General features: G+C 65.0%; 25 protein-coding genes. 21 read left to right on the top strand and 4 right to left on the bottom strand.

Annotated elements, in window-relative coordinates; translation table 11 throughout:
* Positions 1-239 precede the first annotated feature (239 nt).
* Positions 240-695 (bottom strand): REP-associated tyrosine transposase, encoded by a 456-nt coding sequence (locus AC0MAZ_RS02260; protein ID WP_475860036.1) that lies wholly within the window; start codon positions 693-695, stop codon positions 240-242.
* A 293-nt stretch (positions 696-988) separates the two neighbouring features.
* Here AC0MAZ_RS02260 and AC0MAZ_RS02255 point away from each other — a divergent pair, with 293 nt between their 5' ends.
* The 18 genes from AC0MAZ_RS02255 to AC0MAZ_RS02170 all read left to right on the top strand — a co-directional run bounded on the left by AC0MAZ_RS02255 (position 989) and on the right by AC0MAZ_RS02170 (position 19,325).
* Positions 989-2,077, top strand: coding sequence for an efflux RND transporter periplasmic adaptor subunit (locus AC0MAZ_RS02255; RefSeq protein ID WP_475860034.1), 1,089 nt, complete (start codon positions 989-991; stop codon positions 2,075-2,077).
* The gene (locus AC0MAZ_RS02250) at positions 2,074-3,141 is read left to right on the top strand and encodes an efflux RND transporter periplasmic adaptor subunit (protein WP_232854993.1); all 1,068 of its coding nucleotides are present in this window, start codon (positions 2,074-2,076) and stop codon (positions 3,139-3,141) included. Before AC0MAZ_RS02255 ends, AC0MAZ_RS02250 begins: the two co-directional genes overlap by 4 nt.
* Positions 3,138-6,203: an efflux RND transporter permease subunit gene (locus tag AC0MAZ_RS02245; protein ID WP_475860032.1), complete on the top strand. Its 3,066-nt coding sequence runs from the start codon at positions 3,138-3,140 to the stop codon at positions 6,201-6,203. Before AC0MAZ_RS02250 ends, AC0MAZ_RS02245 begins: the two co-directional genes overlap by 4 nt.
* Before the next feature lie 227 nt (positions 6,204-6,430).
* Positions 6,431-6,613 carry a sulfur starvation response protein OscA gene (gene oscA / locus AC0MAZ_RS02240; RefSeq protein WP_016489716.1) on the top strand — a complete coding sequence of 61 codons (183 nt, stop codon included), beginning with the start codon at positions 6,431-6,433 and terminating at the stop codon, positions 6,611-6,613.
* A gap of 48 nt (positions 6,614-6,661) precedes the next feature.
* Complete coding sequence (locus AC0MAZ_RS02235; protein ID WP_186732399.1) at positions 6,662-7,669, top strand: sulfate ABC transporter substrate-binding protein; 1,008 nt, start codon at positions 6,662-6,664, stop codon at positions 7,667-7,669.
* Positions 7,670-7,854: 185 nt separating this feature from the next.
* Positions 7,855-8,673: a sulfate ABC transporter permease subunit CysT gene (cysT, locus tag AC0MAZ_RS02230; RefSeq protein WP_110734244.1), complete on the top strand. Its 819-nt coding sequence runs from the start codon at positions 7,855-7,857 to the stop codon at positions 8,671-8,673.
* A 27-nt stretch (positions 8,674-8,700) separates the two neighbouring features.
* Positions 8,701-9,558 carry a sulfate ABC transporter permease subunit CysW gene (cysW, locus tag AC0MAZ_RS02225; RefSeq protein ID WP_442964118.1) on the top strand — a complete coding sequence of 286 codons (858 nt, stop codon included), beginning with the start codon at positions 8,701-8,703 and terminating at the stop codon, positions 9,556-9,558.
* 3 nt (positions 9,559-9,561) lie between these two features.
* Complete coding sequence (locus AC0MAZ_RS02220) at positions 9,562-10,551, top strand: sulfate/molybdate ABC transporter ATP-binding protein (RefSeq protein ID WP_011536261.1); 990 nt, start codon at positions 9,562-9,564, stop codon at positions 10,549-10,551.
* Between the two features lie 386 nt (positions 10,552-10,937).
* A complete protein-coding gene (locus AC0MAZ_RS02215; protein ID WP_234560614.1) occupies positions 10,938-11,735 on the top strand; it encodes an energy transducer TonB in 798 nt (265 codons plus the stop codon).
* Between the two features lie 30 nt (positions 11,736-11,765).
* Positions 11,766-12,488: a MotA/TolQ/ExbB proton channel family protein gene (locus AC0MAZ_RS02210; protein WP_028688527.1), complete on the top strand. Its 723-nt coding sequence runs from the start codon at positions 11,766-11,768 to the stop codon at positions 12,486-12,488.
* A 1-nt stretch (position 12,489) separates the two neighbouring features.
* Positions 12,490-12,891 carry an ExbD/TolR family protein gene (locus AC0MAZ_RS02205; RefSeq protein ID WP_232854997.1) on the top strand — a complete coding sequence of 134 codons (402 nt, stop codon included), beginning with the start codon at positions 12,490-12,492 and terminating at the stop codon, positions 12,889-12,891.
* 341 nt (positions 12,892-13,232) lie between these two features.
* The gene (locus AC0MAZ_RS02200) at positions 13,233-13,814 is read left to right on the top strand and encodes an alpha/beta hydrolase (protein ID WP_234560615.1); all 582 of its coding nucleotides are present in this window, start codon (positions 13,233-13,235) and stop codon (positions 13,812-13,814) included.
* Positions 13,815-13,877: 63 nt separating this feature from the next.
* Positions 13,878-14,825: a sigma 54-interacting transcriptional regulator gene (locus AC0MAZ_RS02195; protein WP_475860029.1), complete on the top strand. Its 948-nt coding sequence runs from the start codon at positions 13,878-13,880 to the stop codon at positions 14,823-14,825.
* Positions 14,826-15,041: 216 nt separating this feature from the next.
* Entirely contained in the window at positions 15,042-15,827 is a 786-nt protein-coding gene (locus tag AC0MAZ_RS02190) for a MetQ/NlpA family ABC transporter substrate-binding protein (protein WP_050707418.1), read from the top strand.
* A gap of 553 nt (positions 15,828-16,380) precedes the next feature.
* A complete protein-coding gene (locus AC0MAZ_RS02185; protein WP_203649614.1) occupies positions 16,381-17,046 on the top strand; it encodes an amino acid ABC transporter permease in 666 nt (221 codons plus the stop codon).
* Entirely contained in the window at positions 17,027-17,686 is a 660-nt protein-coding gene (locus AC0MAZ_RS02180; RefSeq protein ID WP_232855000.1) for an amino acid ABC transporter permease, read from the top strand. The genes AC0MAZ_RS02185 and AC0MAZ_RS02180 overlap by 20 nt, the downstream gene beginning before the upstream one ends.
* A complete protein-coding gene (locus tag AC0MAZ_RS02175) occupies positions 17,683-18,456 on the top strand; it encodes an amino acid ABC transporter ATP-binding protein (RefSeq protein WP_254464430.1) in 774 nt (257 codons plus the stop codon). Before AC0MAZ_RS02180 ends, AC0MAZ_RS02175 begins: the two co-directional genes overlap by 4 nt.
* Complete coding sequence (locus AC0MAZ_RS02170) at positions 18,453-19,325, top strand: transporter substrate-binding domain-containing protein (RefSeq protein WP_203649622.1); 873 nt, start codon at positions 18,453-18,455, stop codon at positions 19,323-19,325. The genes AC0MAZ_RS02175 and AC0MAZ_RS02170 overlap by 4 nt, the downstream gene beginning before the upstream one ends.
* 207 nt (positions 19,326-19,532) lie before the next feature.
* Here AC0MAZ_RS02170 and AC0MAZ_RS02165 read toward each other — a convergent pair whose 3' ends face one another.
* A complete protein-coding gene (locus tag AC0MAZ_RS02165) occupies positions 19,533-21,899 on the bottom strand; it encodes a penicillin acylase family protein (RefSeq protein WP_475860027.1) in 2,367 nt (788 codons plus the stop codon).
* A 118-nt stretch (positions 21,900-22,017) separates the two neighbouring features.
* Positions 22,018-22,587 carry a DUF6436 domain-containing protein gene (locus AC0MAZ_RS02160; RefSeq protein WP_475860025.1) on the bottom strand — a complete coding sequence of 190 codons (570 nt, stop codon included), beginning with the start codon at positions 22,585-22,587 and terminating at the stop codon, positions 22,018-22,020.
* Between the two features lie 205 nt (positions 22,588-22,792).
* On the opposite strand from AC0MAZ_RS02160, the gene bipL reads away from it, so the two are divergent.
* Positions 22,793-23,719 (top strand): phospholipase BipL, encoded by a 927-nt coding sequence (gene bipL / locus AC0MAZ_RS02155; RefSeq protein WP_475860023.1) that lies wholly within the window; start codon positions 22,793-22,795, stop codon positions 23,717-23,719.
* Here bipL and AC0MAZ_RS02150 read toward each other — a convergent pair whose 3' ends face one another.
* The gene (locus AC0MAZ_RS02150) at positions 23,720-24,472 is read right to left on the bottom strand and encodes a DUF2059 domain-containing protein (protein ID WP_475860022.1); all 753 of its coding nucleotides are present in this window, start codon (positions 24,470-24,472) and stop codon (positions 23,720-23,722) included. It abuts the gene before it with no gap.
* A 121-nt stretch (positions 24,473-24,593) separates the two neighbouring features.
* On the opposite strand from AC0MAZ_RS02150, the gene AC0MAZ_RS02145 reads away from it, so the two are divergent.
* Together AC0MAZ_RS02145 and AC0MAZ_RS02140 are read left to right on the top strand one after the other, a co-directional pair.
* Positions 24,594-25,217, top strand: coding sequence for a 2OG-Fe(II) oxygenase (locus AC0MAZ_RS02145; RefSeq protein WP_232855005.1), 624 nt, complete (start codon positions 24,594-24,596; stop codon positions 25,215-25,217).
* On the top strand, positions 25,204-25,707 hold the full coding sequence (locus AC0MAZ_RS02140; protein WP_475860020.1) for a 2-thiouracil desulfurase family protein: 504 nt from the start codon (positions 25,204-25,206) through the stop codon (positions 25,705-25,707). Before AC0MAZ_RS02145 ends, AC0MAZ_RS02140 begins: the two co-directional genes overlap by 14 nt.
* Positions 25,708-25,915: the final 208 nt, after the last annotated feature.

Genomic DNA, 25,915 nt, shown 5'->3' with positions numbered 1-25,915 from the left:
TAGAATCTGGCGCGATCCCTGTGGGAGCGGGTTTATCGGACCGCCGCACCGCCGCGAAGCAGGCGACGCGGTACCTGGCACCGGCTATGCCGGTGTTCGCGGCTGAAGCCGCTCCCACAGCGACCGTGCAGCCCTCAAGCCACGCGCCACGCCTGTGGGAGCAACTGTCTTGCTCAATTTTTAGAATCTGGCGCGATCCCTGTGGGAGCGGGTTTACCCGCGAATGCTCCCCCGCCGAATCAAAGCCAGACCGCGTCCCAATGCGGATAGTCCCTGATACTGCTGACCAGTCCTGCCCGCAACGGATTGGCAACGATGTACCTGGCGACATGGACCACATTCTCTTCCCGGCGCAATGCATGGTCCTGATATCCGGTCTGCCAGATCGGATGATGCCTGACACCAGCCTTGTGCAGTTCAAGGCTGGAGCGCGACTTGAACCTGCGCATCAGTGTTCCGAGCGTTACCGACTTCAACTCGATCAACCAATGCAGATGATCCGGCATCACGACCCAGGCCAGTGATCGGCATGCCTGTTCCTGATCGGACCGTCGCAATTGCTGAATGAGCAGGCGCGCGTTATGGAAATCGCCGAACAACGGTTTGCGTTGGTGGGTGATAGTGGTCAGCAGGTAGAGCCTTCCAGGCTCGGAGAAGCGGCCGCGACGCAGCAGATGGGATTGGGCGACAGGCATTCGAGTCATTCCTTGAAAATACATCTCTTCTGAACGGTAGCGGTCGGAATGAAGAGCCTTGGCTGCGGATGGTTTCTGGATATGGCAAGAAGTGGTGCTGGCTTTGATGGCCCTTTCGCGGGTAAACCCGCTCCCACAGGGGCCAAGGTGCACTCGATACCTGTGGGAGCGGGTTCACCCGCGAAAGGGCCCTTCCAGCCACCACAAATTCCAGCCCAGTACCCTTTTCCAATCCCTGATCTACGCTAACAGTCGCATCCCACGAATCATCTGCGTGCAAGCAAGGAGCCCGAATGACGTTGACACGTCCATCGTCGGTCGTTTGCCTGGGGCTGCTGTTCATGCTTTCGGGCTGTGGCAAGGAAGAAGCTGCCCCGGTATTGCCCAGGGTCGCGGTGCAACAGGTGCAGCCCACCGACTTTGCCGCCCGGGTCACCTTGACCGGTGACGTGCAGGCGCGGGTGCAGACCGACCTTTCGTTCCGCGTGGGCGGCAAGATCATCGCCCGCGGCGTCGATGTCGGCGACCACGTCAAGGCCAACCAGGTGCTGGCGCGCCTGGACCCCAAGGACCTGCAGAACAACGTCGACTCGGCCAAGGCCGAGGTGTTCGCCGAGCAGGCGCGGGTCACCCAGACCAGCGCCGCATTCGTGCGCCAGCAGAAGCTCCTGCCCAAGGGCTACACCAGCCAGAGCGAGTACGATTCCGCCGAAGCCGCGCTGCGCAGCAGCCAGAGCGCGCTGAAGGCCGCTCAGGCGCAGTTGGCCAACGCCAATGAGCAGTTGAGCTACACGGCGCTGGTGTCCGAAGCCGACGGGGTGATCACCGCGCGCCAGGCCGAGGTCGGCCAGGTGGTACAGGCGACCATGCCGATCTTCAGCCTGGCGGTCGATGGCGACCGTGACGCGGTGTTCAATGTCTACGAATCGCTGCTGGTGAAGTCCCCCAGTGATGAGGGCGTCGTCGTCAGCCTGCTGGACAACCCGACGATCAAGGCCGAGGGCCGGGTCCGCGAGATCACCCCGACGGTGTCCGCCGAGAGCGGCACGGTGCAGGTCAAGGTCGCGCTGCGCAACGTGCCGGCCGGGATGCAGCTGGGTTCGCCGGTCACGGCCACCGGCAACACCCAGGGCCGGCCCAGCATCGAACTGCCGTGGGCGGCCTTGACCAAGGCGCTGAAGGAACCGGCGGTGTGGGTGGTGGGTGAGGGCGACAAGGTCGAATTGCGCAAGGTCCAGGTGGCGCGCTACCTCACCGGCAAGGTGGTGATCGCCGACGGTATCAAGGGCGGCGAGACCGTGGTGGTGGGCGGTGGGCAGTTGCTGCACCCGGGCATGCAGGTCGAGAAGGTCAGCGCCAAGGACGGAGGGGCCGCGCCATGAACCGCCAGTTGCTGATAGTGTCCGCCAGCCTGATGCTGGCTGCCTGCGGGGGCGATGAGGCGCCGCCTGAGGCGATACGCCCGGTGCTGTCGACGCTGGTCGAGCCGCAGGTACAGTCGCAGCTGGGCCGCTTTGCCGGCGCCATCCAGGCCCGCTACGAAAGCACCCTGGGGTTCCGGGTGTCCGGACGCATTGCCCGACGCTGGCTGGATGTCGGCGCCCGGGTAAGCCCTGGCGACACCCTGGCCACCCTCGACCCTACCGACCAGCAAAACCAGCTGCGCGCCGCCGAAGGCGACCTGGCCAAGGTCCAGGCGCAATGGATCAACGCCCAGGCCAATGCCCGCCGCCAGCAGCAGCTGTACGACCGTGGAGTCGGCGCCCAGGCCCAGCTGGACATCGCCCAGACCGACCTGAAGACCACCGGCGCCGCGTTGGAGCAGGCACGCTCGGCGGTCAGCCAGGCCCGCGACCAGCTCGGCTACAGCACCCTGCGCAGTGATCATGCGGCGGTGGTCACCGCCTGGCAGGCCGAGGCGGGGCAGACCGTCAGCGCCGGTCAGGCCGTGGTCACCCTGGCCCGTCCGGACGTCAAGGAGGCGGTGATCGACCTGCCGATTCCGCTCGCCGAACAGTTGAACAAGGACCTCACCTTCACCGTCGCCTCGCAGCTCGACCCAGCCATCAATACCACCGCCACGCTGCGCGAGCTCGAGCCACAGGCCGACGCCACCACCCGTACCCGTCGCGCCCGCTTGACCCTGACCAGCACGCCCGATGCCTTCCACCTGGGCACCGCGGTCAGCGTCACCCTGACCTCGGCGGTGAGCCCGCGCAGCGAGTTGCCGCTGACCGCGCTGCTCGAACGTGACGGCAAGACCCAGGTGTGGGTGGTCGATCCGCAGCAGAAAACCGTGGCCACCCGTGACGTCGCGTTGATCGAGCGTACCGCCGACAGCATCGTCCTGGCCTCCGGCGTGCAGCCCGGCGAGCGCGTGGTGACCGCTGGAGTGAACAGCCTCAAGCCCGGCCAGAAGGTCACCTTCGACGAGGACGCGCAATGAAAGGAAGCTTCAACCTCTCGGAGTGGGCGCTGAAGCACCAGTCCTTCGTCTGGTACCTGATGTTCGTCGGCCTGCTGATGGGGATCTTCTCCTACTTCAACCTCGGCCGTGAGGAAGACCCGTCCTTTACCATCAAGACCATGGTCATCCAGACCCGCTGGCCCGGCGCCACCCAGGACGAGACCCTGTATCAGGTCACCGACCGCATCGAGAAGAAGCTCGAAGAGCTCGATTCGCTCGACTACGTGAAAAGCTATACCCGCCCGGGCGAATCCACGGTCTACGTCTACCTGCGCGACACCACCAAGGCCAAGGACATCCCCGAGATCTGGTACCAGGTGCGCAAGAAGATCCAGGACATCCGCGGACAGTTCCCCGCAGGCATCCAGGGGCCCGCCTTCAACGATGAGTTCGGTGACGTGTTCGGTTCGATCTACGCCTTCACCGCCGACGGCCTCACCCTGCGCCAGCTGCGCGACTATGTCGAGGTGGCGCGGGCCGAAGTGCGCGAAGTGCCCAATATCGGCAAGGTCGAGCTGATCGGTACCCAGGACGAAGTGCTGTACCTGAATTTCTCCACCCGCAAGCTGGCCGCGCTGGGCATCGACCAGGGCCAGGCCATGCAGGCCCTGCAGCAGCAGAACGCGGTGACCCCGGCCGGGGTGATCGAGGCCGGGCCCGAGCGCATCTCGGTGCGCACCACCGGGCAGTTCGCCTCGGAGAAGGACCTGCAGACGGTGAACCTGCGCATCAACGACCGCTTCTTCCGCCTGGCCGACATCGCCGATATCGAGCGCGGCTATGTCGATCCGCCGTCGCCGATGTTCCGCTTCAACGGCCAGACCGCCATCGGCCTGGCGATCGGCATGAAGGCCGGCGCCAACATCGAGGTGTTCGGCGCGGCCCTGAAGGCGCGGATGGACCGCGTCGTCCGCGACCTGCCGGTGGGCGTTGGCGTGCACAACGTGTCCGACCAGGCGGTGGTGGTCAAGCAGGCGGTCGGCGGCTTCACCAGCGCGTTGTTCGAAGCCGTGGTGATCGTCCTGGCGGTGAGCTTCGTCAGCCTCGGCATCCGCGCGGGGCTGGTGGTGGCCTGCTCGATCCCGCTGGTGCTGGCCATGGTCTTCGTGTTCATGGAATACAGCGACATCACCATGCAGCGGATCTCGCTTGGTGCGCTGATCATCGCCCTGGGCCTGCTGGTGGATGACGCGATGATCACCGTCGAGGTGATGGTCACGCGCCTGGAGATGGGCGAGACCAAGGAGCAGGCGGCCACCTTCGCCTACACCTCCACGGCGTTCCCCATGCTCACCGGCACCCTGGTGACGGTGGCCGGCTTCGTGCCGATCGGTCTTAATGCCAGCTCCGCGGGCGAGTACACCTACACCCTGTTCGCGGTGATCGCCGTGGCCTTGCTGGTGTCCTGGGTGGTGGCGGTGTTCTTCGCACCGGTGCTGGGTGTGCACATTCTCAGCAGCAGCAAGCTCAAGGCGCACGAGGCCGAGCCCGGGCGTGTCGGCCGGGCATTCGAGGGCGGGTTGCTGTGGTGCATGCGCCACCGCTGGCTGACCATCATCGGCACGGTGCTGCTGTTCGCCCTGTCGATCTTCAGCATGCGTTTCGTGCAGAACCAGTTCTTCCCGTCGTCGGACCGGCCGGAGATCCTGGTCGACCTGAACCTGCCGCAGAACGCCTCGATCGAGGAAACGCGCAAGGTCGTCGACCGCCTGGAGGCGAGGATCAAGGACGACCCGGACCTGGTGCGCTGGAGTACCTACATCGGCCAGGGCGCGATTCGCTTCTACCTGCCCCTCGACCAGCAGTTGCAGAACCCGTACTACGCCCAGCTGGTGATCGTCAGCAAGGGCTTCGAGGAGCGCGAGGGCATGATGCAGCGCCTGCAGAAGCTGCTGCACGAGGAGTTCGTCGGTATCGGTACCAACGTCCAGTCGCTGGAGATGGGTCCACCGGTGGGTCGACCGATCCAGTACCGGGTCAGCGGCAAGGATATCGACCAGGTGCGCCGGCATGCCATCGAGCTGGCGACCCTGCTCGACAGCAACGAACACATCGGCGAGATGATCTACGACTGGAACGAGCCCGGCAAGGTGCTGCGCATCGAGATCGCCCAGGACAAGGCGCGCCAGCTGGGCCTGTCGTCCGAGGACGTGGCCAATGTGATGAACAGCATCGTCAGCGGCGTGCCGGTCACCCAGGTCAACGACAACATCTACCTGGTCAACGTGGTGGCCCGCGCCGAGGACAGCGAACGCGGCTCGCCGGATACCTTGCAGAACCTGCAGATCGTCACGCCCAGCGGCGCCTCGATCCCGCTGCTGGCCTTCGCCACCGTGCGCTACGAGCAGGAGCAGCCGCTGGTGTGGCGCCGCGACCGCAAGCCGACCATCACCATCAAGGCCTCGGTGGTCGGTGACATCCAGCCCACCGACCTGGTGGCCGAACTCAAGCCCGGCATCGATGACTTCGCCGGCAAGCTGCCGGTGGGCTACGACGTGGCCACCGGTGGTACGGTGGAAGAGAGCGCCAAGGCCCAGGGGCCGATCGCCGCCGTGATCCCGCTGATGCTGTTCCTGATGGCGACCTTCCTGATGATCCAGCTGCACAGCGTGCAGAAGCTGTTCCTGGTGGTCAGCGTCGCGCCCCTGGGGTTGATCGGCGTGGTGCTGGCATTGGTGCCCACGGGCACGCCGATGGGCTTTGTGGCGATCCTCGGGATTCTTGCCCTGGCCGGTATCATCATCCGCAACTCGGTGATCCTGGTGACCCAGATCGACGAGTTCGAGGAGCAGGGCTATTCGCCCTGGGATGCGGTGGTGGAGGCGACCAATCACCGCCGTCGGCCGATCCTGCTGACGGCGGCGGCGGCGAGCCTGGGCATGATCCCGATCGCCCGGGAAGTGTTCTGGGGGCCGATGGCCTACGCCATGATTGGCGGCATCATCAGTGCAACGCTGCTGACGCTGCTGTTCCTGCCGGCGCTGTATGTGGCCTGGTACAAGATCCGCGAGCCGCAGGAGCATTCTGCGAAAACCCAATGAGGCCCTGTGGGAGCGGGTTTACCCGCGAATGCGATGGTGCGGCCACCGCCGCATTCGCGGGTAAACCCGCTCCCACAGGCAACCTGCACGTCATTGGAAATCCGGTTATATAAACATTCTTAAACAGTATTTTTAAGAATATCCGCGCCTCACTACTATTGCCTTCAAGCCAGGCGCTAATCCCCTTCAAACCTCTGCCCGGCACCCTTACTCACAGGAGAACGAGCATGAGTGCATCTCTGCGCAGCATCGACGGTCAGGACGAAGCCACCATTCTGCGTGAAATCCAGAGCGCGCTGCGCGACCTGCGCTTCGGCGCGGTGGAGATCACCGTGCACAACGCCCAGGTGGTGCAGATCGAACGCAAGGAGAAGTTCCGCCTGCAGCAGCCCGGCAACAAGTCCGGCTGACACCGCATCACTTCAAAAACTAGAAAAATGTCAATCGGGAGCTTCACCATGTCCATCCGCCGTTATGCGCTTGCCGCCCTGGCCAGTGCCGTTTTTGCCGGTTCCGCGATCGCCAAGGACTACGAACTGCTGAACGTGTCCTATGACCCGACCCGCGAGCTGTACCAGCAGTACAACGCCGAGTTCATCAAGCACTGGCAAGCCGCTCACCCGGGCGACAAGGTGAAGATCCAGCAGTCCCACGGTGGTTCGGGCAAGCAGGGGCGCGCGGTGATCGACGGCCTGCGCGCCGATGTGGTGACCCTGGCCCTGGCCGGCGACATCGACGAGATCGCCAAGCTCGGCAAGACCCTGCCGGAGGACTGGCAGAAGCGCCTGCCGGACGCCAGCACCCCCTATACCTCGACCATCGTGTTCCTGGTGCGCAAGGGCAACCCGAAAGGCATCAAGGACTGGGGCGACCTGATCAAGAAGGACGTCTCGGTCATCACCCCCAACCCGAAAACCTCCGGCGGCGCCCGCTGGAACTTCCTCGCCGCCTGGGCCTATGGCCTCAAGGCCGGCGGCAATGAAGACAAGGCCAAGGCCTACGTGCAGGAGCTGTTCAAGCACGTGCCGGTGCTCGATACCGGTGCCCGTGGCTCGACCATCACCTTCGTCAACAACGGCCAGGGCGATGTGTTGCTGGCCTGGGAGAACGAGGCCTTCCTGGCGCTGAAGGAGGACGGCGGCGCCGACAAGTTCGAGATCGTCGTGCCTTCGCTGTCGATCCTGGCCGAGCCACCAGTGGCGGTGGTCGACAAGAACGCCGAGAAGAAGGGCAACGAAAAGATCGCCGAGGAATACCTCAAGCACCTGTACAGCCCGGCTGGCCAGAAGATCGCCGCAGAAAACTTCTACCGTCCGCGTGACGCCAAGGTCGCCGCCGAATTCGGCAAGCAGTTCCCGAAACTGGACCTGGTGACCATCGACAAGGACTTCGGGGGCTGGAAGACTGCACAGCCGAAGTTCTTCAATGATGGTGGGGTGTTCGACCAGATCTATCAGGCGCAGTAAACGCCAGGGAAAAGCGGGGCCGCTATGCGGCCCTTTCGCGGCGCAAGGCCGCTCCTACAGGAGATCGCGTGCCGTTGTAGGAGCGGCCTTGCGCCGCGAAAGGGCTGCGCAGCAGCCCCGGGATTCAGAAGCTAGCACCAGCCCGGGAGCCTTTCCGGGCTTCGTGCGTTCAACCAGGGACCTTTATGTCACGTCGCATTTCCCCCGTCATACCCGGCTTCGGGCTGACGCTGGGTTACACCTTGGTGTACCTCAGCCTGATCGTGCTGATACCGCTGGCGGCCATGTTCATCCATGCCTCGCAGCTCACCTGGGAGCAGTTCTGGAATATCGTCAGCGCGCCACGGGTCATCGCCGCGCTGAAACTGAGTTTCGGCACCGCCCTGTTCGCCGCCATCATCAACGGTGTGATCGGCACCCTGCTGGCCTGGGTGCTGGTGCGCTATACCTTCCCCGGGCGCAAGATCATCGATGCGATGATCGACCTGCCGTTCGCCTTGCCCACTGCCGTCGCCGGCATCGCCCTGACCGCCCTGTACGCTCCGGCGGGCTGGGTCGGCCAGTTCGCCACCGACCTTGGCTTCAAAATCGCCTACACCCCCCTGGGCATCACCCTGGCGCTGACCTTCGTCACCCTGCCGTTCGTGGTGCGTACGGTGCAGCCGGTGCTGGCCGACATCCCACGTGAAGTGGAAGAGGCCGCCGCCTGCCTGGGTGCGAAGCCCTTGCAGGTGTTCCGTCATGTGCTGGCGCCGGCTTTGCTGCCAGCCTGGCTGACCGGTTTCGCCCTGGCCTTCGCCCGGGGCGTGGGCGAGTACGGTTCGGTGATCTTCATCGCCGGCAACATGCCGATGAAGACCGAGATCCTGCCGCTGCTGATCATGGTCAAGCTCGACCAGTACGACTACACCGGCGCCACCGCCATCGGCGTGCTGATGCTGGTGGTTTCCTTCATCCTGCTGCTGCTGATCAACCTGCTGCAGCGGCGCATCGAAACCCCTTGAAGGAGGCCGGCAATGTCTAGTCAACCCATGAACGCAACCGCCGCCGCCAACGCCGCCCGACGCAGCAGCGCCACCTCGCGCCGGGTGCTGATCACCCTGGCCTGGATCGTCTTCGCGCTGTTCCTGGCGCTGCCGCTGGTGATCGTGGTGTCACAGGCGCTGAAGAACGGCTTCGGCACCTTCTTCGAGGCGATCTTCGAGGCCGACGCGTTGTCGGCATTGAAGCTGACCCTGCTGGCCGTGGCCATCTCGGTGCCGCTGAACCTGGTGTTCGGCGTGTCCGCCGCCTGGTGCGTGAGCAAGTACACGTTCCGCGGCAAGAGCGTGCTGGTAACCCTGATCGACCTGCCGTTCTCGGTGTCACCGGTGATCGCCGGCCTGGTCTACGTGCTGATGTTCGGCGCGCAAGGCCTGTTCGGGCCGTGGCTGCAGGATCACGATATCCAGATCGTCTTCGCCCTGCCGGGCATCGTCCTGGCGACCATCTTCGTCACCGTGCCGTTTGTCGCTCGTGAACTGATCCCGCTGATGCAGGAGCAGGGCACGCAAGAAGAGGAGGCCGCGCGCCTGCTCGGCGCCAACGGCTGGCAGATGTTCTGGCACGTCACCCTGCCGAACATCAAATGGGGCCTGATCTACGGCGTGGTGCTGTGCACCGCCCGGGCCATGGGCGAGTTCGGCGCGGTGTCGGTGGTGTCGGGCCATATCCGCGGCGTCACCAACACCTTGCCGCTGCACGTGGAGATCCTCTACAACGAGTACAACCACGTCGCGGCCTTCAGCGTGGCCAGCCTGCTGCTGATCCTGGCGCTCTTCATCCTGCTGCTCAAGCAGTGGAGCGAGAACCGTATTAACCGCCTGCGCCACAGCGCCGCGGAGGAATGATTCATGTCGATCGAAGTTCGTAACGTCAGCAAGCGCTTCAACAGCTTCCAGGCCCTGGACAATATCAACCTGGATATCCACAGCGGCGAGCTGGTGGCTCTGCTCGGCCCGTCCGGCTGCGGCAAGACCACCCTTTTGCGCATCATCGCCGGCCTCGAGACCCCGGACAACGGCAGCATCGTGTTCCACGGCGAGGACGTGTCCGGCCATGATGTGCGCGATCGCAACGTCGGTTTCGTGTTCCAGCACTACGCGTTGTTCCGCCACATGAGCGTGTTCGACAACGTCGCCTTCGGCCTGCGCATGAAGCCCAAGGGCGAGCGCCCGAGCGAGAGCAAGATCGCCGAGAAGGTCCATGAACTGTTGAACATGGTCCAGCTCGACTGGTTGTCCGACCGCTACCCCGAGCAGCTGTCCGGTGGCCAGCGCCAGCGTATCGCCCTGGCCCGTGCCCTGGCGGTGGAGCCCAAGGTACTGCTGCTCGACGAGCCGTTCGGGGCGCTGGATGCCAAGGTGCGCAAGGAGCTGCGCCGTTGGCTGGCGCGGCTGCACGAGGACATCAACCTGACCTCGGTGTTCGTCACCCACGACCAGGAAGAGGCCATGGAAGTCGCCGACCGCATCGTGGTGATGAACAAGGGCGTGATCGAGCAGATCGGTTCGCCCGGCGAGGTGTACGAGAAACCGGCCAACGACTTCGTCTATCACTTCCTTGGCGATTCCAACCGCCTGGCGCTGAGCGAAGGGCACCACGTGCTGTTCCGTCCGCACGAGGTGTCGCTGTCGCGCCATGAGACTGAGGGGCATCATGCCGCCGAAGTGCGTGATATCCGTCCGCTGGGTGCGACCACGCGGGTGACGCTGAAGGTGGAAGGGCAGAGCGAGCTGATCGAGGCCGAGGTGGTCAAGGATCACGACAGCCTCACCGGGCTGGCGCGGGGGGAGACGTTGTTCTTCCGGCCGAAGGTGTGGCAGAAGGTGGCGGATATCTGAGCCGGCGCTTGTGATGGTGAACCCGGGCATGGTCCCGGGTTTTTTATTGCCTGCGAGATTGCCGGGGCTGCTGCGCAGCCCATCGCGGCACAAGGCCGCTCCTACAGGGCACCGCGATCTCTTGTGTAGGAGCGGCCTTGTGCCGCGATCGAGGGCGAAGCCCTCGCGGTGAATTGATGCCTTGAACGAATATTTTGAATGCCTATAAGGCATCATTCTTGAGCTGTTCTGCGGCAGGCCGCGAACGACGCGGGCTATGGACAGACCATGAAAATCATTATTCCATTAAGGTCTAATTTTAAGTTTAAACATTTCTTTATGAGCTAAGCACCTGGCACCGATGATTCAGCCACACACCTGAATCAAGAACCCCAGGAGTTTTAGCAATGGGCAATGTCCAGACGGCCGTCAGGGCCTACGACCAGCCATGGCGCCCGGCATCGGGTGACCTGGTCGAGCTCGGACGCACGCTGCGCCTGCCGCTGGGCCAGTTGCGCCTGCAACGCACGCCGGTCAGCGGCCTCAAGCGTCGCGACAAGCTGGTGCTGGGCCTGCTGGTGCTGGTGCTGCACGGCGCGGCGGCGTACTGGGTCAGCCACCAGCCGACCCCCGAGCTGCCGGTCATCCCGCCGAAGATTCCGCCCATGACCATCGAGTTCGCCGCGCCCGCACCACCGGTAGTCGAACCGCCGCCACCGGCCCCTGTGGTCCAGCCGCCGCCACCGCCACCAGTGGTCGACGAACTGGCCGCCAAGCCCGCGCCCAAGCCGGTCCCGAAACCCAAGCCAGTGCCCAAGCCCGTGGCCAAGCCGCAGCCCAAGCCAGTCGAGGCGCCACCGCCGACACCGGTTGCCGCGCCAGCACCCCCGGCGCCGGCACCTGCGCCACCCGCGCCTGCGCCAGTGACCCCGGCCTCGGCCAACGCCGCGTACCTGAAGAATCCGGCGCCGGAGTATCCGCAGATGGCCCAGCGCCGTGGCTGGGAAGGCACCGTGCTGCTGCGCGTGGAAGTGCTGCCCAGTGGCAAGCCAGGGCAGATCCAGGTCCAGAAGAGCAGTGGCCGCGACGCCCTGGACGCCGCCGCGCTGGCCGCGGTGAAGCGCTGGAGCTTCGTCCCGGCCAAGCAGGGCGACGTGGCCCAGGTGGGCTGGGTCAGCGTACCGATCGATTTCAAGCTTCGTTAACTTGCGACCGCATACAGGAAGGACTTCATCATGAGCTTGTTGGCATCTCCCCTCGAATCCGTTGAAAGCGCGGTCATCTGGCTGCTGGTCGGCTTCTCCGTCGCCACCTGGGCGCTGGCCCTGGTCAAGGTCGTGCAGTTCGTGCGCTTGAAGAACCAGGACAAGCGCTTCCACCAGCAGTTCTGGGCCGCGTCCAGCCTCGACTCCGCCGCCGAGCCCGCCCACGATCTGCCCGGCCCGGCTGCCCGTGTCGCCCAGGCGGGTTTTGCGGCGATCGCGGTTGGCGAGCCAGGCCAGGCCAGTGACCTCAGCCAGGCCATCAACCACCAGGATCGCCTGGAGCGCGCCCTGCGCCAGCAGATCGTCCGCGAGCGCCGTTCGCTGGAGACCGGCCTGGCAGTGGTTGCCAGTATCGGCAGCACCTCGCCGTTCATCGGCCTGTTCGGCACCGTGTGGGGCATCATGGAGGCGCTCAAGGGCATCAGCGCGGCGGGCTCGGCGAGCCTGGAAACCGTGGCCGGCCCGATCGGCGCGGCGCTGGTCGCCACCGGCGTGGGTATCGCCGTCGCGGTGCCGGCGGTGCTGGTCTACAACTACTTCCTCCGTCGCCTGAAGCTGACTGCGGCGGACCTCGACGACTTCGCCCACGATTTCTACAGCCTGGCGCAGAAGAGTGCCTTCCGCGTGCTGGTGCACCCGGCGGTGCAGCGCCAGCACACCGGCTTCACCCAGCCTGTGAAGGAGGCCTCCTGACATGGCCTTCTCGACCCAGGACAGCGATGAAGTGTTGAGTGAAATCAACGTCACGCCATTGGTGGACGTCATGCTGGTGCTGTTGGTGGTGTTCATCGTCACCGCGCCATTGCTGACCAATGCCATCCCGATCAACCTGCCCAAGACCGAGGCCGTCGCCCCGGTGGAGCAGAAGGATCCGCTGGTGGTGAGCATCGACGGCAGCGGCAAGCTGTTCATCAACAAGGACGAGATCCAGGCCGACTTGCTGGAGACCAACCTCAAGGCTGCCAAGGACAAGGACGCCGAGCTGCGTGTGCAGCTGCAGGCCGACGATGGTGTGAACTACGGCGAGGTCGCCCGCGCGATGGCGGCGATCGAGCGGGCCGGGATCAGCAAGCTGGCGGTGATCACCGCCCGCTGACCGGCGATACCCTCTTCAGGCAAGTGCTTAGGGGCCATTTTCCTTGGCAGGGGATGGCCCTTTTTTTATGCCCGCTGAAAGCCATGCATACCCCTGTAGGAGCGGCCTTGTGCCGCGAAAGGGCCGCAAAGCGGCCCCAATGTATTGGCGACATGCACAGATCGCGGGGCCGCTACGCAGCCCTTTCGCGGCACAAGGCCGCTCCTACAGGGGAGAGGCGCAGGGCTCGAACACTGTGGCTTTGAATTTATAGTTATTAATAAATAGCTTCTTATTCCTTTACGAATATAACCCCCTCCCTATACTTGCACCCAAGCACGCAAACTTCCGGAGGCGTCCCCATGCGCAATGAGTCGATTCGTTACCTGATTGTGCCGGGCTGGCAAGGATCGCCAGACAACCATTGGCAGAGTCACTGGCAGCGCAGCCTGCCCAACAGCGCCCGGGTCGAGCAGCATGACTGGCTGACCCCGCAGCGGCGCGACTGGGTCCAGGCGCTGGAGCAGGCGATTGCCGCTGAACGCTCGCCGGTGATTCTCATTGCCCACAGTCTGGGCTGTATCACGGTCGCCCATTGGGCCGCCCAGGCCAGCCCCGAGCTGCTGCGCCGGGTGCGCGGTGCGCTGCTGGTGGCGCCGGCGGATGTCGAACGGCCGACCTGCGCACCGGCCCTGCGCAACTTCGCGCCGATTCCACTGCAGGCCTTGCCGTTCCCCAGCCAGGTGGTCAGCTCCGACAACGACCCGGCGGTGAGCGTGCCGCGTGCGCTGTACCTGGCCCAGGCCTGGGGCGCCGAGGCCGGACTGCTGGCCGACGCCGGACATATCAACGTCAAGTCGGGCCACGAGCGTTGGGAACAGGGTTTTGCCTACCTCTACCGCTTGCAGGCCCGTATCGATCAGCGCGCGCTGCGCCGCGCCTGATCCGCCGGTTTTCATCGAACGAATCGAATCCCCGGCCGCCTGCGGCCGGGGCGGGAGTATTCCATGACATTCCACACTGCTTTCGGCCAGCCGCTGCTGACCTTCCCCGAACTGGACAAGAGCCCGTTGAGCATCCGCGCCAAGGCGCTGGTGTTCGTCGATCCGCGTTCCCAGTCGCTGCGCCAGGCCCTGGAGCGATTGGCGCCACAACCGCTGCCGGTGCTGATCCGTGGCGAAACCGGCACTGGCAAGGAACTGCTGGCCCGGCAGATCCACCGCGCCAGTGACCGCGGCGGGTTGTTCGTGTCGGTCAACTGCGCGGCCATCAGCCCGACCTACGCCGATGCCGAATTGTTCGGCTACAGCGCCGGCACCCAGGGCGGCACCGCCAGCAGTCGAGCCGGCTGGTTCGGCTCGGCCAACGGCGGCACGCTATACCTGGACGAGATCGCCGACCTGCCCCTGGCGATCCAGGGCAAGCTGCTGGCGGCCCTGGAGAACCGCGAGGTAACCCGGGTCGGCGCCACCCAGCCGCAGGCGGTCGATGTGCGGCTGGTGGCCGCGTCCAGCATCGACCTGGCCCAGGCCGTGCGCGCCGGGCGCTTCAACGAGCGGCTCTACCATTACCTGCACGAGGGTGAACTCGAGCTGCCGGCATTGCGTGATCGGGTCGGCGATATCCTGCCGCTGGCCGAGTACTTCGTCGGCATCTACAGCGTGCGCCTGGATCGGCCGCTGCCCTTGATCAGCGAGGCGGCCCAGCAGGCGCTGGAGGCCCATGCCTGGCCGGGCAATACCCGTGAGCTGGAGAACGTCATCCATTTTGCCCTGCTGGTCAGTGATGGTGAGGAGATCCTTCCCGCGCATCTCGACCTTCCGGATACGAGCCCTCTGGCCAACCTGGCGCGACAGCTGGAACAGTTACGTCGTGGTGGTGAAGCGCAAACCCTTGGTGAACTGCGGCGGCTGTTGGGCGAAGCCCTGGCGCGACTGGACAAAAGCGCGTCCTAGACGACCGTCTTGCAGTGCTCTTGAGATCGAGCGCCGCGCGGGCGGCGCTCGATCTAATAGGCGCTGCAAATCTCCAATTCATAATTGGAATAAGCAGCTAATCAAAAGATATTGTTACGGAATAAAAAATCTCGGTATTGTCCGTTCACGCCCACCCGAACGGATGGGCACCCGACTCGCCATCTGCGATGGCCCAGCTTTAGAACAAGGATCACCATGAAAAAGACCCTGCTGACCACCGCCCTGGCCGCCGCCCTGTCGTTCGCTGGCCTGGCCAATGCCGCCGAGAAACTGGTGGTCGCCGCCACGCCCGTGCCGCATGCCGAAATCCTCGAACTGATCAAGCCGACCCTGGCCAAGGAAGGCGTGGACCTGCAGATCAAGGTCTTCACCGACTACGTCCAGCCTAACGTGCAGGTCGACCAGAAGCGCCTGGATGCCAACTACTTCCAGACCCTGCCGTACCTGAAGAACTTCAACGAAGGCAAGGGCACCCACCTGGAAACCGTGATCGGCGTGCACGTCGAGCCGTTCGGTGGCTACTCGAAGAAGGTCAAGAGCCTGGCCGAGCTGAAGGACGGCGCCACCGTCGCCATCCCCAACGAAGGCAGCAACAGCGGCCGCGCCCTGCTTCTGCTGCAGAAGGCTGGCCTGATCACCCTGAAGGATCCGAAGAACGCCCTGGCCACGCCGAAAGACATCGCCGAGAACCCGAAGAAGCTCAAGTTCCGCGAGCTGGAATCGGCCATGCTGCCGCGTGTGCTGGACCAGGTCGACCTGGACATGATCAACACCAACTACGCCCTTGAAGCCGGCCTGAATCCGGCCAAGGACGCCCTGGTGATCGAAGGCAGCGACTCGCCTTACGTTAACTTCCTGGTCGCCCGCCCGGACAACAAGGACAGCGAGGCTATCCAGAAGTTGGCCAAGGCGCTGACCAGCCCGGAGGTGAAGGCGTTCATCGAGAAGAAGTACAGCGGTGCGGTACTGCCGGCGTTCTGATACGCGGCCTGGTACGAGAAACGCCGACGCATTTTGCGTCGGCGTTTTTGTTTGGGCTGGCTTGATGAGGGGGCGGCAGGTCCGGCCCTAATCGCGGGGCAAGCCCGCTCCCACAGGTGCCTCACATTTGTGAGAACAAGCTGCGTGGGAGCGGGCTTGCCCCGCGATGGCGTCTTCAGCGCTGACTGGCCAGCGCCCGGCGCAGGGCCAGGAGCCACAGCAGTTGTTCATTCGAGGCAGGCAAGCAGGGGCTGTTCATCGTTGTCTTCCTTGTTGAATGTGATGGGCCGTGCAAGTCACAGTTTGAAACCCCTTGGAGGGGGATTTATTCGGAAAGATCCGTATGTCATGAAGGAAATTTCCGAACGTCACGAAGCGGTGATATAGATATGCAATAAAGATATTTATAAAAATATTTTTATACCTTTAGAGTCTAGGAATCGTGCTTACCGGCACAGCGCCACTATTGGTGAAACGACGCCGAGCCACCCTCGTGCCGATCCTGGACCTGCCCCATGCCGTACCTTCGTGACCTCGTGTCGAGGCCCCTTCCATGAGCTTCGACACCGCTTTCATGCTTAGCACACTGCCGGCCTTCTTCAAGGCCGTTGGTGTCACCCTGCAAGTCGGGGCGATCGCCATCGTCACCTCGTTGCTGGTGGCCCTGCTCAACGCGACGATCCTGGTGCTGCGCACGCCGTACCTGTGGCGCCTGGTCAAGGGCTACGTGGAACTGGCCCGCAACACACCGCTGCTGATCCAGCTGTTCTTCGTCTATTTCGCCTTGCCCGGCCTGGGCGTGAAAGTGTCGGGCTTTGCCGCCGCGATCATCACCATGACCTTCATGGGCGGTGCCTATCTCACCGAGGTGCTGCGCGCCGGGGTCGAGGCCGTGCCACGGGCGCAGCTGGAGTCCGGGCGCTCCATCGGGCTCTCCGAGGGCCAGTTGCTGCGCCATGTGATCCTGCCCCAGGCCGGCATCCTCAGCCTGCCGGCGCTGTTCGCCAACTTCATCTTCCTGCTCAAGGAGACCACCGTGGTGTCGGCGGTGGCGGTGCCGGAGATCCTCTACACCACCAAGAACTACATCGCCCTGTACTACAAGACCTACGAAATGCTCGCCGTGCTGACCCTGCTCTGCGTGCTGATCTTCCTGCCGCTGTCGCTGCTGCTGCGCTACCTGGAACGGAGGCTGCAACATGGCCAGTTCGGGCATTGAGCTGTTGCTGGTTTCGCTGCCGCAACTGGCCACGGGCGCCTGGCAGACCCTGGCGATCTCGGCCCTGGGCATCCTGTTCGCCACCTTGGGCGGCGTGCTCTACGGCGTGCTGGCGACCCTCGGCAACCGTTGGCTGAACATCCTGCTGCAGGTGTACCTGGAACTGTTCCGGGCAATCCCGGTGCTGGTCTGGCTGTACCTGGTGTTCTTCGGCTTGCCGATCTTCTTCGGCCTGAGCATTCCCAGCTTCTGGTGCGCGGTGCTGGTGCTGGGCCTGTGGGGTGCCAGCGAGGTCGGCGAGGTGGTGCGCGGCGCCTTGCAGTCGCTGCCACGCGGGCAGCGTGAGGCGGGGTTGTCGATCGGCCTTGGCGGCTGGCAGCTGTATGGCTACGTGCTGCTGCCCCAGGCGCTCAAGCGCATGACCCCGCCGACCATCAACATCTACACGCGGATCATCAAGACCAGCTCGCTGGCGGTGCTGATCGGCGTGGTCGAAGTGATCAAGGCGGGGCAGCAGATCATCGAGCGCACCTACGAATCGGTGCTGATCTACGGCGCACTGTTGTTGTTCTTCTTTCTTGTCTGCTATCCGCTGTCGGCCGCTTCCCGCGTGCTGGAGCGTCGCTGGGCCCACGCATGAATCCATTGATCGAATTCCAAGGCTTCAACAAGTTCTTCGGCCAGCACCAGGTGCTCGCGGACGTCGACCTCAAGGTCCAGGCCGGCGAGGTGGTGGTGATTCTCGGCCCCAGCGGCTGCGGCAAGAGCACCCTGCTGCGCTGCCTCAATGGCCTGGAGGAGGCCCAGGGCGGCAGCCTGCGCCTCGACGGCCAGGAGCTGCTCGGCCCCGGCACCGACTGGCGCCAGGTGCGCCAGCGGGTCGGCATGGTGTTCCAGAGCTACCACCTGTTCGGCCACATGAGCGTGATCGACAACCTGCTGCTGGGCCCGCTGAAGGTGCAGAAGCGCGAACGCCGCGAGGCCCAGGCCCAGGCCGAGGCGCTGTTGGCCCGGGTAGGCCTGCTGGACAAGCGCGACGCCTTTCCCCGCCAGCTTTCCGGTGGCCAGCAGCAACGCATCGCCATCGTCCGCTCGCTGTGCATGAACCCCCAGGTGATGCTGTTCGACGAGGTCACCGCCGCCCTCGACCCGGAAATGGTCAAGGAAGTGCTGCAGGTGATCCAGGGCCTGGCCCGCGAAGGCATGACCCTGCTCATCGTCACCCACGAAATGGCCTTCGCCCGCGCGGTGGCCGATCGCATCGTGTTCATGGAGGCCGGCAGGATCCTTGAACAGAACCACCCTGAGCGCTTCTTCACCCAACCGCAGACCGCACGCGCGCAGCAGTTCCTGGAGAAATTCTCGTTCGTCGAAAGCCTGCCCAAGACACTGCACAAGGAACTGTCATGAAGACTGCCCCGTTCGCCAAACTGCTCGCTCCACTGCTTGGCCTGGCCCTGCTGGTCGGCTGCAACAAGTCCGAAGACCCGGCCAAGCCCGCCGCGGCCTCGCCGGCCACCAGCTACCTGGAAACCATCAAGGCCCGCGACAAGCTGATCGTCGGCGTGTTCACCGACAAGCCACCGTTCGGCTTCGTCGATGAAAGCGGCCGCTACGTGGGCTTTGACACCGACATCGGCCGCCGCTTCGCCAAGGACCTGCTGGGCGATGAAAGCAAGGTCGAGTTCGTCGCCGTCGAGCCCGCCAGCCGCATTCCGTTCCTGCAGAGCGACAAGGTTGACCTGATCCTCGCCAACATGACCGTCACCCCCGAGCGCAAGGACGCGGTGGACTTCACCAACCCCAACCTGCGCGTGGCGGTGCAGGCAATCGTCGCCGACGGCAGCCCGGTACAGAAGCTCGACGACCTGGCCGACAAGACCATCATCGTCACCACCGGCACCACCGCCGATATCTGGCTGACCAAGAATCACCCGGACTGGAAGCTGCTCAAGTTCGAGAAGAACACCGAGTCGCTGGCCGCCCTGGCCAATGGTCGTGGCGATGCCTATGCCCAGGACAACCTGATCCTGTTCAGCTGGGCCAAGCAGAACCCAGGCTACCGCGTGCTGCCGCAGCTGCTGGGCGACGAGGCGCCGATTGCTCCGGCAGTGAAGAAGGGCAACACCGAGCTGCGTGACTGGGTGAACAGCGAGCTGGCCAAGCTGGGCGAGGAGAAATTCCTGCTCAAGCTGTACGACCAGTACGTGCGCAAGGAACTGAGCGACGACACCAAGCCTGAGAGCGTCATCGTCGAAGGCGGCAAGTGGCAGGGTTGAGCCTCGTCTGCTGATCGCGGGACAAGCCCGCTCCCACAACTGGCAAAGGTCAAGCGTGGGAGCGGGCTTGCCCCCACAGATGGCAAAGGTCACGCGTGGGAGCGGGCTTGCCCCCACAGGTGGCAAAGGTCGTACGTGGGAGCGGGCTTGCCCCAACAGGTGGCAAAGGTCATGCGTGGGAGCGGGCTTGCCCCGCGATGGGGCGAATCAATTACCCGGCACTAGCCGCAACGTACTCTGCGCCGGAATCACCCCCATCCGCGCCTTGTGATAGCGCCCCTCGATATAGTCCTCGGCCTGATCGCCGTAATGCCGGTCGAACGGCACGCCACTCTGCCCTACCGGGTTGATGGTCAGCGCGGCGCCTGCGTCGGCAAAGTCGATCACTCGGCGGGTTGAAGGCCCATAGGTGACCGGCCAGGGCGCCGGGCCGATCTTCGCCGACAGGTTGTTCGGCACCTCGTGGGTGCCGGGGGCGGCGAACGGGCCGACATTGAACAGCAGGTTGAGCGGCTTCTTCACCCCCAGCGGATGGTTGTGGGTGAGGGTGTGGGCCTTGCCCCATTGCCAGCTGGCCGGATCCTTGCCGAACGTCTCGCGCAGGTGCTTGAGGCTGCGTTGCCAGGCCTGGCGCACGATGGCGCCACGGTCGGTGCGTTCGCTGGCGCCGCGCTGGTTCCACCAGGGCGATGTCGGGTCCGCGGCAAGGCGCGGCAGGGCGGCGTCGATGGCGCGGGTGCTGATCAGCACCGGGAACCAGGTGTCGCCCAGCTCGTCGTGCAGGGCGGCGAACGCCAGTTCGTAGAGGAACTGGTTGAACAGCGTGGCACTGGTGGAGTCCAGCGGATAATCACCGCGCCAGGCAGCCAACTGCTCGACCAGCTCCTTCTCCTCGTCGTCCTGGGCGATATTGCGCAAGGTGCCGAGCAGCGGCGCCAGGGTGCGCGGGCCATAGTCGGTGCTGGTGTCCAGTTGCAGGGCCTGGCTGTTCTGGGTGTCCCACTTGATGTCCGGGTCGCTCAACTGGCGATCGAGCTGACGACCGCGATCGGCCAGGTTGTAGTAGCCGGGCACGGGGATTGCGCCGGGTGGCTGGTAGTTGGCCGAGACGATGTAGCCGCTGGCCGGATTCTCCTGCTGCGGATTGGCGCTGAACGGGTAGAAGCCCGGCTTGGCGGCCTGGCCGCTGGCGCCATCGAGAATGAACGCCGGGTTGACGCCGTCCGGGCGGATCGGCAGGCGCGCCGCTGCCCACCAGCCAATGTCACCCCGGGCGTTGGCCCATACCAGGTTCAATCCAGGCGCCTGGACCTTGGCCGCCGCCTCGCGCATCTTGCCCAGGGTGTCGGCGCGGTTGATCTGGTAGAAGCCTTCGAGGATCGGGTTGTCGGTTTCCAGGAACGCCCACCACATGGCGATGGGCGTCGGGCCTGCGGTATCGCCGAGCACGCTGTTGACGATCGGGCCGTGGGGTGAACGACGCAGGGTGATACTGGCGGGCTCAGCGCCCTTGACCGCGATCTTCTGCTCGGTCTTTTCCAGTGGCTGCCAGCGGCCATCGACCATCACCTGCTCGGGGTCCTGCGGATGGGCCCGCTCCGCAACCAGGTCGACGTCGTCGTTCTGGAACATGGTCAGGCTCCAGCCGAAGTCGCGATTGTGACCGAGCAGGGCGAACGGGTTGAGTGCCTGGAAGTAGCCATACAGGTTGAACCCCGGCGCCGACAGCTGCGCCTCGTACCAGATTGCCGGTACGGCAAAGCTGATATGCGGGTCGCCCGCCAGCAGCGGCCGGCCACTGCGGGTGCGACTGCCGGCCACGGCCCAGGCGTTGCTGCCTTCGAACTGCGGGATGCCGGCGTCGCCCAGGGCGTCGTGACTCAGCCGCGCCAGCTGCTCGAGGCTGCGCCAGTCGGCGGCGGCCAGGGGCGTGGCCACGGCGCCGTCGGGCTGCCAGTCGAGGTCGAAGATCTTCAGGTAGTCAGGACCGAGCTGGTCGCGGATGTAGGTCAGCGCAGGGTCGGTACGGAATGCCGCGGCGAAGCTGTAGGCGAGGTAGCCGGCGATGCTCAGGGTGTCCTCGGCGGTGAAGGGGCGTGGCGGGATGCCGAGCAGGTCGAACTCCATCGGTTTGGGATGGCCGGCCTGCCACTGGTTGATGCCGTCCAGGTACGCCTGCAGCGCCTGCCAGGCCGGCGACTGGCGGTCCTGGCGCTGCGCCATCAGGGCCGCCTGGTCGCGGATGCGCAGGCTGCGGAACAGGGTGTCGGTGGGCAGCAGCTTCTCGCCCAGCACCTCGGCCAGCTCGCCGCGGGCCAGGCGGCGCATGATCTCCATCTGGAACAGGCGGTCCTGGGCATGCACGTAGCCCAGGGCGCGGTACAGGTCCTGCTCGTTCTGCGCCTGCAGGTGCGGCACGCCGCGGGCATCGAAACGCACGCTGACCGGCGCCTGCAATCCGCCGACGGCCACCTCGCCGTCACGTTGCGGCTGTTTGCCTTGCACGTACCAGAAACCGGCGCCTGCGGCGGCCACGGCGATCACCACCGCCAGCAAGGTCAGGCTGCGCTTCATCGAGACTCCTTGTACGTTCGAGCGAAAAATGTGCGCCGATCATCGGCGGATGCGCGAACTGAGCATAGCCCCGGAAGGCACTTTCATGTCCCTCGGCGGAAAACAGCGCGTGGGCGCTTCATTCGGTCCAGGGGCAATAGCAGCCGACTGCCAGGGTATTGGACGCCTGCACCCGGCGGCCTTCATTCAGCGCCGTGAGGATCGGCTCGATGAAGCTGTTGCTGGAGTTGCACACCGCGCCTTCGCTGTAGGGGCCGAAGTAGGCGAGGTTGCCGTCGCGGTCCCAGATCGCCACGGCGGGGGTGGCCGGCAGTTGCTCGCTGCCGGGCAGGCTGGTCAGGGGCTTGAGCGCGGCGAGGTTGGCCGGCAACTGGCCGTGGCTGCCCGGGCGCTGCACGACATGGAAGCTGACGCCTTGCGGCGCGAAGTGCTCGACCAGTTCGCCCAGGTGCTGCTGGTTGCCGACGTTGCAGGGGCAGGCCGGGTCCCAGAAGTGCACCACGCGGATCGGGCCCGGGCCTGCCAGCTCGGGGGGCAGGCGCAGTTGGCTGCCGTCGAAGAAGGTGGTCTGGTTGTCGAAGGTGCGCAGGTAGCGGGACTGGAAGCTGTCGTAGGCCCACCAGAGGACGGTGGCGCAGAGTAGAGCGCAGAGTGTGGCGAATAAAGTCCTGGTGTTTCGGGTTGGCATGGGCGGTCCGCAGAGCCTTGGAGCGACACAGGCTTCTGTGGGAGCGGGTTTACCCGCGAATGCGGCGGTGGCTGTACCATCGTATTCGCGGGTAAACCCGCTCCCACAGGAGCCGGGCTGCCCGATGAGTGGGGGTGCAGCTTGCCATGACGCGGCCCAGAGCTGAATATCGCAGATCAATACTTGCTGCACACTGGATGTACCGATGCCCGCCAGCTTCAATCCCGACCCGCTGCGTACCAGCCTGTCGCCCCTCGTCGATCGCCAGCCATTGTCCGCCCAGGGCCAGGCCTACCAGCGCTTCTACGGCCTGGATCTGCCCGCGCACAGTTGGCTGGGCGGCTTCCAGGTGGCGGGCTTCGATCTGGTCGGCCAGCTCTGGCTGCCGGAGCAACCGGTGGCGACATTGTTCCTGCTGCACGGCTACTACGATCACATGGGTTTGTACCGGCATGTGATCGCGTGGGCATTGGGCCAGGGTTACGCGGTGATCGGCTGCGACCTGCCCGGCCATGGGTTGTCCAGCGGCGAGCGGGCCAGTATCGACGACTTCGGCATCTACCAGCAGGTGCTTGATGCACTGTTCGAGCAGGCCCGCCTGCTGGAACTGCCACGCCCCTGGCATCTGTGTGGACAGAGCACCGGCGGGGCGATCGCGGTTGATCACCTGTTGCATCAGGGCGAGCGCAGCCCGGTCGACGGCCAGGTGATCTTGCTGGCGCCCCTGGTGCGCCCGCGTGCCTGGCACTGGTCGAAACTGAGCTATCGGGTGCTGCGTCACTTCGTCAATGGCATCGAGCGGCGCTTCAGCGAGAACACCAACGACCCGGCATTCCTGCTCTTTCTCGAGGCCGATCCGCTGCAGCCCCGGCGTCTGCCGACTGCCTGGGTCGGGGCGCTGATGAAGTGGGTCCGGCGTATCGAAGCCGCGCCACGCAGCACGCGCCAGCCCCTGATCGTGCAGGGCGAGGCGGACGGCACGGTGGACTGGCCCTACAACCTCAAGGTGCTCAAGGCCAAGTTCGCCGAGCCGCAGATCCTCATGCTGCCCGAGGCGCGGCATCACCTGGCCAACGAGCTGCCAGGCATCCGTCAGCGCTATTTTGACTTCATCGCCCAGCGCCTGGGCTGATCACTTCAGCTCGGCGGCGTTCTGGCCCACGGCCAGGGCCGCGCGTACCGCCGCTACCGCCGCCTTGTAGTAGGCCTGGCCGTCGGTGGATTCGGCGAAGGTGGCAAATTGCTCCAGCTCGGCATCCGACAGGTCGCGATAGACGTACAGCAGGGTATTGTTCAGGTCTTCGCCGACCTGGTTCATCAGGTGTTGGCGCTGGCCATCGAGCAGGTTCTGCGCCTGACCGCCGCCGAACAGGCCGGGCAGCATCGAGCTCAGGCTGTCGGCCGCCACCCCGGCAATTGCCAGGCTGACCTCGGCCCCGGCTTCGCGGGCCGGCAAGGCCTGGGCCAGATGGCCGACGATCAGCAGGCGGTTGTCGCTGGCCTGGACCTTCGGCAGGCCCTTGGCGTTCTTGGCCAGCTGGTCCTTGCGCGTGGCCAGCAGCTCGGCGGCCACCACCTTGCGCCCCAGCGGCGACTGAAAGAACGCCAGGGCCGGCGAGGGGTTCGCCAGGTTGGTGCGCAACTGCGCCTGGGCCCGGCGGTCCATGGCCTGGGCCTGGAAGCGCTGGTTGCTGTTGTTGACCAGCGCCTGGTAGACGGCAGGCGGCAGGCTGTTGCGGTAGCGCTGCTGGGCGGCGCTCACGGCATCGTTGAAATGGGCGCGCTGGTCGGGCCAGCCGGCGGCCTTGTACAGCTGATCGAGACTGTCTGCCCAGACAGGCATGGTGCAGATCATCAGCAGAAGCAGGGAAAACAGACGGCGCATTCAGGACTCCTGTCGGCAGGCCGCTATTGTCCTAGGCGTGGCGGGGCTTTGTCGAGTCGCCAGCGGCGCTTCCTGACCAAGTGGCGCTGTGCGAGCGATTGCCGAATGGCTATGATGCGCCATGCACACTCCTTTCGAACATCCGCTGCTGTCGACGATCGTCGACGACCTGGCCACCCGTGGCTGGTCGCAGCAACCTCTCTTCCTGCCCGACGAGCTGTCGCGCGCGCTGGCGGCCGAATGCCGCCGCCGTCACGCCGAAGGCGAGCTCAACCCTGCCAGCATTGGTCGCGGTGCCGCGCAGGAGATACGCGAGGCGATCCGTGGCGACCAGATCCAGTGGCTCGACCCCGGCGAGTCGGCGGTCTGCGACCGCTACCTGGGCGCGATGGACAGCCTGCGCCAGGCCATCAACCAGGGCTTGTTCCTGGGGCTGGAGGACTTCGAGTGCCATTTTGCCCTGTATCCGCCGGGGGCTTTCTACAAGCGTCATCTCGACCGTTTCCGTGACGACGACCGGCGCATGGTGTCGGCCGTGTTCTACCTCAATGAAGGCTGGCAGCCGGAGGATGGCGGGCAGTTGCGGATGTTCCTGCAGGACGGTGTCGAACACGACGTGCAGCCGGTGGCGGGCAGCCTGGTGGTGTTCCTGTCGGGTGAAGTCCCGCATGAAGTGCTCCCGGCAGGGCGTGAGCGCCTGTCGTTGACCGGCTGGTTCCGGCGCCGTGGCAATGACCCGTTCTGAGCGGCCGAAGGTGCTGGTCAGCGCCTGCCTGCTGGGCCAGCCGGTACGCTATGACGGACGTGCCAGCGGCCATCCCGACATCTTGCAGCGCTGGCAGGCCGAAGGCCGGGTGGTGCCGCTGTGCCCGGAGGTGGCCGGTGGCTTGCCGACGCCGCGACCGCCTGCGGAGATTCCGGGCGGGCAGGGCGGCCAGGTACTGGATGGGCAGGCACAGGTGCTGACGGTGACCGGCGACGATGTCAGCGAGGCGTTTCTGGCCGGGGCCCGACTGGCGCTGGAGCTGGTGCGCCGGCATGGCATCCGTGTGGCGGTGCTCAAGTCCGGCAGCCCGTCGTGTGGCAACCTGCAGACCTATGACGGCAGCTTCAGCGGTGTAAAGGTGGCGGGGGAAGGGGTGACCACGGCCTTGCTGCGTAGAGAAGGGGTGCAGGTGTTCAGCGAGCTGGAGCTGGAAGACGCGCAGCGAGCGTTGCTTGAAAGCTGCTTGTAGTCAGCCGATTTTGCGGGTGAATCCATTCTTCAGGCCATGCGCAATCCCTGTAGGAGCGGCCTCGTGCCGCGAAAGGGCCGCAAAGCGGCCCCGGCTATCTCTGCGTCAACACTGAAATCCTGGGGCTGCTACGCAGCCCTTTCCGGCCGGTCCGACGCCTCGGCAAGGCCGCTCCTACAGGTCAGTGCGAGCTTGCATGAAAGGTGTC

It is taken from the genome of Pseudomonas sp. A, assembly GCF_056270345.1.
This window is presented reverse-complemented; position numbering and strand designations above follow the sequence as displayed.

Coding starts and splice junctions, on each gene's coding strand:
- AC0MAZ_RS02260 (WP_475860036.1), bottom strand. CDS start 695: ATGCCTGTCGCCCAATCCCATCTGCTGCGTCGCGGCCGCTTCTCCGAG.
- AC0MAZ_RS02255 (WP_475860034.1), top strand. CDS start 989: ATGACGTTGACACGTCCATCGTCGGTCGTTTGCCTGGGGCTGCTGTTC.
- AC0MAZ_RS02250 (WP_232854993.1), top strand. CDS start 2,074: ATGAACCGCCAGTTGCTGATAGTGTCCGCCAGCCTGATGCTGGCTGCC.
- AC0MAZ_RS02245 (WP_475860032.1), top strand. CDS start 3,138: ATGAAAGGAAGCTTCAACCTCTCGGAGTGGGCGCTGAAGCACCAGTCC.
- oscA (WP_016489716.1), top strand. CDS start 6,431: ATGAGTGCATCTCTGCGCAGCATCGACGGTCAGGACGAAGCCACCATT.
- AC0MAZ_RS02235 (WP_186732399.1), top strand. CDS start 6,662: ATGTCCATCCGCCGTTATGCGCTTGCCGCCCTGGCCAGTGCCGTTTTT.
- cysT (WP_110734244.1), top strand. CDS start 7,855: ATGTCACGTCGCATTTCCCCCGTCATACCCGGCTTCGGGCTGACGCTG.
- cysW (WP_442964118.1), top strand. CDS start 8,701: ATGAACGCAACCGCCGCCGCCAACGCCGCCCGACGCAGCAGCGCCACC.
- AC0MAZ_RS02220 (WP_011536261.1), top strand. CDS start 9,562: ATGTCGATCGAAGTTCGTAACGTCAGCAAGCGCTTCAACAGCTTCCAG.
- AC0MAZ_RS02215 (WP_234560614.1), top strand. CDS start 10,938: ATGGGCAATGTCCAGACGGCCGTCAGGGCCTACGACCAGCCATGGCGC.
- AC0MAZ_RS02210 (WP_028688527.1), top strand. CDS start 11,766: ATGAGCTTGTTGGCATCTCCCCTCGAATCCGTTGAAAGCGCGGTCATC.
- AC0MAZ_RS02205 (WP_232854997.1), top strand. CDS start 12,490: ATGGCCTTCTCGACCCAGGACAGCGATGAAGTGTTGAGTGAAATCAAC.
- AC0MAZ_RS02200 (WP_234560615.1), top strand. CDS start 13,233: ATGCGCAATGAGTCGATTCGTTACCTGATTGTGCCGGGCTGGCAAGGA.
- AC0MAZ_RS02195 (WP_475860029.1), top strand. CDS start 13,878: ATGACATTCCACACTGCTTTCGGCCAGCCGCTGCTGACCTTCCCCGAA.
- AC0MAZ_RS02190 (WP_050707418.1), top strand. CDS start 15,042: ATGAAAAAGACCCTGCTGACCACCGCCCTGGCCGCCGCCCTGTCGTTC.
- AC0MAZ_RS02185 (WP_203649614.1), top strand. CDS start 16,381: ATGAGCTTCGACACCGCTTTCATGCTTAGCACACTGCCGGCCTTCTTC.
- AC0MAZ_RS02180 (WP_232855000.1), top strand. CDS start 17,027: ATGGCCAGTTCGGGCATTGAGCTGTTGCTGGTTTCGCTGCCGCAACTG.
- AC0MAZ_RS02175 (WP_254464430.1), top strand. CDS start 17,683: ATGAATCCATTGATCGAATTCCAAGGCTTCAACAAGTTCTTCGGCCAG.
- AC0MAZ_RS02170 (WP_203649622.1), top strand. CDS start 18,453: ATGAAGACTGCCCCGTTCGCCAAACTGCTCGCTCCACTGCTTGGCCTG.
- AC0MAZ_RS02165 (WP_475860027.1), bottom strand. CDS start 21,899: ATGAAGCGCAGCCTGACCTTGCTGGCGGTGGTGATCGCCGTGGCCGCC.
- AC0MAZ_RS02160 (WP_475860025.1), bottom strand. CDS start 22,587: ATGCCAACCCGAAACACCAGGACTTTATTCGCCACACTCTGCGCTCTA.
- bipL (WP_475860023.1), top strand. CDS start 22,793: ATGCCCGCCAGCTTCAATCCCGACCCGCTGCGTACCAGCCTGTCGCCC.
- AC0MAZ_RS02150 (WP_475860022.1), bottom strand. CDS start 24,472: ATGCGCCGTCTGTTTTCCCTGCTTCTGCTGATGATCTGCACCATGCCT.
- AC0MAZ_RS02145 (WP_232855005.1), top strand. CDS start 24,594: ATGCACACTCCTTTCGAACATCCGCTGCTGTCGACGATCGTCGACGAC.
- AC0MAZ_RS02140 (WP_475860020.1), top strand. CDS start 25,204: ATGACCCGTTCTGAGCGGCCGAAGGTGCTGGTCAGCGCCTGCCTGCTG.